This window comes from Roseateles sp. GW821-FHT09H11, from assembly GCF_059415845.1.
This window is the reverse complement of sequence record NZ_JBWKOA010000015.1, coordinates 1-5,269: the sequence shown is the minus strand read 5'-3', so window position 1 is coordinate 5,269 and position 5,269 is coordinate 1. Positions and strand designations below refer to the sequence as shown.

2 tRNA genes and 2 rRNA genes are annotated in these 5,269 nt (G+C 52.9%); all 4 read left to right on the top strand.

Annotated features, from left to right (window positions below):
- Nucleotides 1–158 precede the first annotated feature (158 nt).
- The 4 genes from AC07PR_RS29540 (at nucleotide 159) to AC07PR_RS29525 (ending at nucleotide 5,222) form a co-directional block, all read left to right on the top strand.
- Nucleotides 159–1,687 (top strand): 16S ribosomal RNA (locus AC07PR_RS29540).
- Between the two features lie 180 nt (nucleotides 1,688–1,867).
- Nucleotides 1,868–1,944, top strand: a tRNA-Ile gene (locus AC07PR_RS29535).
- Nucleotides 1,945–1,963: 19 nt separating this feature from the next.
- A tRNA-Ala gene (locus tag AC07PR_RS29530) sits at nucleotides 1,964–2,039 on the top strand.
- A gap of 302 nt (nucleotides 2,040–2,341) precedes the next feature.
- Nucleotides 2,342–5,222: ribosomal RNA gene (locus AC07PR_RS29525) — 23S ribosomal RNA — on the top strand.
- The 16S and 23S rRNA genes sit together here with 2 tRNA genes alongside, the layout of an rRNA operon.
- The last annotated feature ends 47 nt before the right edge of the window (nucleotides 5,223–5,269 follow it).

The following is a 5,269-nucleotide window of genomic DNA, read 5'->3' as shown; positions in this document are numbered from 1 at the left end:
GCGAAAGCTGCTTCGATGTTCTTTAAGAATTTACAGCCGATAAGCGTGGGCGTCTGGACGAGCGACCTGAGAAGGTTAAATCGCTAGATGCTCACGGAAGATATGAATGAAGCTATGAAAGTAGTCTTTGTTCGATTCCGTTGAGTTTATTCAAGATCGAACTGTAGAGTTTGATCCTGGCTCAGATTGAACGCTGGCGGCATGCCTTACACATGCAAGTCGAACGGTAACGCGGGGCAACCTGGCGACGAGTGGCGAACGGGTGAGTAATATATCGGAACGTGCCCAGTTGTGGGGGATAACTGCTCGAAAGAGCAGCTAATACCGCATACGACCTGAGGGTGAAAGCGGGGGATCGCAAGACCTCGCGCAATTGGAGCGGCCGATATCAGATTAGGTAGTTGGTGGGGTAAAGGCCTACCAAGCCGACGATCTGTAGCTGGTCTGAGAGGACGACCAGCCACACTGGGACTGAGACACGGCCCAGACTCCTACGGGAGGCAGCAGTGGGGAATTTTGGACAATGGGGGCAACCCTGATCCAGCCATGCCGCGTGCGGGAAGAAGGCCTTCGGGTTGTAAACCGCTTTTGTCAGGGAAGAAAAGACTCCTACTAATACTGGGGGTTCATGACGGTACCTGAAGAATAAGCACCGGCTAACTACGTGCCAGCAGCCGCGGTAATACGTAGGGTGCAAGCGTTAATCGGAATTACTGGGCGTAAAGCGTGCGCAGGCGGTTATGCAAGACAGATGTGAAATCCCCGGGCTCAACCTGGGAACTGCATTTGTGACTGCATGGCTAGAGTACGGTAGAGGGGGATGGAATTCCGCGTGTAGCAGTGAAATGCGTAGATATGCGGAGGAACACCGATGGCGAAGGCAATCCCCTGGACCTGTACTGACGCTCATGCACGAAAGCGTGGGGAGCAAACAGGATTAGATACCCTGGTAGTCCACGCCCTAAACGATGTCAACTGGTTGTTGGGAGGGTTTCTTCTCAGTAACGTAGCTAACGCGTGAAGTTGACCGCCTGGGGAGTACGGCCGCAAGGTTGAAACTCAAAGGAATTGACGGGGACCCGCACAAGCGGTGGATGATGTGGTTTAATTCGATGCAACGCGAAAAACCTTACCTACCCTTGACATGCCAGGAATCCTGCAGAGATGTGGGAGTGCTCGAAAGAGAACCTGGACACAGGTGCTGCATGGCCGTCGTCAGCTCGTGTCGTGAGATGTTGGGTTAAGTCCCGCAACGAGCGCAACCCTTGTCATTAGTTGCTACGAAAGGGCACTCTAATGAGACTGCCGGTGACAAACCGGAGGAAGGTGGGGATGACGTCAGGTCATCATGGCCCTTATGGGTAGGGCTACACACGTCATACAATGGCCGGGACAGAGGGCTGCCAACCCGCGAGGGGGAGCTAATCCCAGAAACCCGGTCGTAGTCCGGATCGCAGTCTGCAACTCGACTGCGTGAAGTCGGAATCGCTAGTAATCGCGGATCAGCTTGCCGCGGTGAATACGTTCCCGGGTCTTGTACACACCGCCCGTCACACCATGGGAGCGGGTTCTGCCAGAAGTAGTTAGCCTAACCGCAAGGGGGGCGATTACCACGGCAGGGTTCGTGACTGGGGTGAAGTCGTAACAAGGTAGCCGTATCGGAAGGTGCGGCTGGATCACCTCCTTTCTAGAGAATGACGAGACCGTCGGGTTGCCTAGGCAGCTCGGGAGAGTCGAGTCGAAAAATGCGAGTTCAGCGCGCCCACACTTATCGGCTGTAGACACACAACAGTGAGTGAGAAAACGCGTGAGCCTGGCGAGCTGGCCTTGCCGGTTGGCGCGATACAGGAGCACGCATGAAACGCGTGGGTCTGTAGCTCAGTCGGTTAGAGCACCGTCTTGATAAGGCGGGGGTCGCTGGTTCGAATCCAGCCAGACCCACCACGAGGATCGTCAAGATCTTGGGGGATTAGCTCAGCTGGGAGAGCACCTGCTTTGCAAGCAGGGGGTCGTCGGTTCGATCCCGTCATCCTCCACCAATCACTTCACAAGGGTGGCAAACCACAGCGTCAAGGATGACGTTGTGGTTTGCCAGTCTCGACTTTTTAGTCGGCTGTTGTTCTTTAACAATTCGTAGAGTCGAATCAGCGTTGCTGGCGGAAAGCTTGGCACTCGTAAAGGGGTGACCGGCACCGTGCCGCCAGCGACATTTGATTGCGTCAACAAACTTCAACTCTGAAAAGAGTAGAAATTGAAGAACGGCGAACGCGTGATACTCAAATAAATGCTCAAGTTGTTGAGCATCTGTCCTTGACGACATCTGCGGATGTCAAAGTTATAGGGTCAAGTGACTAAGTGCATGTGGTGGATGCCTTGGCGATTACAGGCGACGAAGGACGTGATAGCCTGCGATAAGCTTCGGGGAGCTGGCAAATAAGCTTTGATCCGGAGATTTCCGAATGGGGAAACCCACCTCGTTTAGAGGTATCGCACACTGAATACATAGGTGTGCGAGGCGAACCGGGTGAACTGAAACATCTCAGTAGCTCGAGGAAAAGACATCAACCGAGATTCCGAAAGTAGTGGCGAGCGAAATCGGAGTAGCCCTCGTGTTTTAGCAGTTGGCATATCAGAACGGAATGGAAAGTCCGGCCATAGCGGGTGATAGCCCCGTATGAGAAATGTCGATTGTGGAACTAGGCACGAATAGAGTAGGGCGGGACACGTGAAATCCTGTCTGAATATGGGGGGACCATCCTCCAAGGCTAAATACTCGTAATCGACCGATAGTGAACAAGTACCGTGAGGGAAAGGCGAAAAGAACCCCGGGAGGGGAGTGAAATAGATCCTGAAACCGCATGCATACAAAAAGTAGGAGCCCGCAAGGGTGACTGCGTACCTTTTGTATAATGGGTCAGCGACTTACATTCAGTGGCGAGGTTAACCGAATAGGGTAGCCGTAGAGAAATCGAGTCCGAATAGGGCGATTTAGTCGCTGGGTGTAGACCCGAAACCAGGTGATCTATCCATGGCCAGGATGAAGGTACCGTAACAGGTGCTGGAGGTCCGAACCGACTAGTGTTGCAAAACTAGCGGATGAGCTGTGGATAGGGGTGAAAGGCTAAACAAACCTGGAGATAGCTGGTTCTCTCCGAAAACTATTTAGGTAGTGCCTCAAGTATTACCTTCGGGGGTAGAGCACTGTTTAGGCTAGGGGGTCATGGCGACTTACCAAACCTATGCAAACTCCGAATACCGAAGAGTACAGCTTGGGAGACAGAGCACCGGGTGCTAACGTCCGGACTCAAGAGGGAAACAACCCAGACCGCCAGCTAAGGTCCCTAAAATTGGCTAAGTGGGAAACGAAGTGGGAAGGCTAAAACAGTCAGGATGTTGGCTTAGAAGCAGCCATCATTTAAAGAAAGCGTAATAGCTCACTGATCGAGTCGTCCTGCGCGGAAGATGTAACGGGGCTAAGCCAGTTACCGAAGCTGCGGATGCACAGTTTACTGTGCGTGGTAGGAGAGCGTTCTGTACGCCTGTGAAGGTGGGTCGTGAGGCCTGCTGGAGGTATCAGAAGTGCGAATGCTGACATGAGTAGCGTTAAAGGGGGTGAAAAGCCCCCTCGCCGAAAGCGCAAGGTTTCCTACGCAACGTTCATCGGCGTAGGGTGAGTCGGCCCCTAAGGCGAGGCAGAGATGCGTAGCTGATGGGAAACAGGTCAATATTCCTGTACCGATCAATAGTGCGATGTGGGGACGGAGAAGGTTAGCTCAGCCGGGTGTTGGATGTCCCGGTTCAAGCCTGTAGTCGTGCCTGGTAGGCAAATCCGCCGGGCTTAGATGAGGGGTGATAACGAGTCTGCTTGCAGACGAAGTGAGTGATACCCTGCTTCCAGGAAAAGCCACTAAGCTTCAGCTATTGACGACCGTACCGCAAACCGACACTGGTGCGCGAGATGAGTATTCTAAGGCGCTTGAGAGAACTCTGGAGAAGGAACTCGGCAAATTGACACCGTAACTTCGGAAGAAGGTGTGCCTTTAGTAGGTGATCCATTTACTTGGTTAGCCCAATGAGGCCGCAGAGAATCGGTGGCTGCAACTGTTTATTAAAAACACAGCACTCTGCAAAGACGAAAGTCGACGTATAGGGTGTGACTCCTGCCCGGTGCTGGAAGATTAAATGATGGGGTGCAAGCTCTTGACTGAAGTCCCAGTAAACGGCGGCCGTAACTATAACGGTCCTAAGGTAGCGAAATTCCTTGTCGGGTAAGTTCCGACCTGCACGAATGGAGTAATGATGGCCACACTGTCTCCTCCAGAGACTCAGCGAAGTTGAAATGTTTGTGATGATGCAATCTCCCCGCGGAAAGACGGAAAGACCCCATGAACCTTTACTGTAGCTTTACATTGGACTTTGAACAGATCTGTGTAGGATAGGTGGGAGGCTTTGAAACCTGGTCGCTAGATCAGGTGGAGCCAACGTTGAAATACCACCCTGGTGTGTTTGAGGTTCTAACCTTGGCCCGTTATCCGGGTTGGGGACAGTGTATGGTGGGCAGTTTGACTGGGGCGGTCTCCTCCCAAAGTGTAACGGAGGAGTTCGAAGGTACGCTAAATACGGTCGGAAATCGTGTTGATAGTGCATTGGCATAAGCGTGCTTGACTGCGAGACTGACAAGTCGAGCAGGTACGAAAGTAGGACAAAGTGATCCGGTGGTTCTGTATGGAAGGGCCATCGCTCAACGGATAAAAGGTACTCTGGGGATAACAGGCTGATACCGCCCAAGAGTTCATATCGACGGCGGTGTTTGGCACCTCGATGTCGGCTCATCTCATCCTGGGGCTGTAGCCGGTCCCAAGGGTATGGCTGTTCGCCATTTAAAGAGGTACGTGAGCTGGGTTTAAAACGTCGTGAGACAGTTTGGTCCCTATCTTCCGTGGGCGCTGCAAGATTGAGAGAGCCTGCTCCTAGTACGAGAGGACCGGAGTGGACGCACCTCTGGTGTATCGGTTGTCACGCCAGTGGCATCGCCGAGTAGCTAAGTGCGGAAGAGATAACCGCTGAAAGCATCTAAGCGGGAAACTCGTCTCAAGATGAGTCTTGCCGGGGCCTAGAGCCCCCTGAAGGGTCGTTCAAGACCAGGACGTTGATAGGCTGGGTGTGGAAGCGCAGTAATGCGTTAAGCTAACCAGTACTAATTGCCCGTGAGGCTTGACCCTATAACTTTGACACTCAAAACGTCAAGGTGAGTGGTCACGCAGATCGA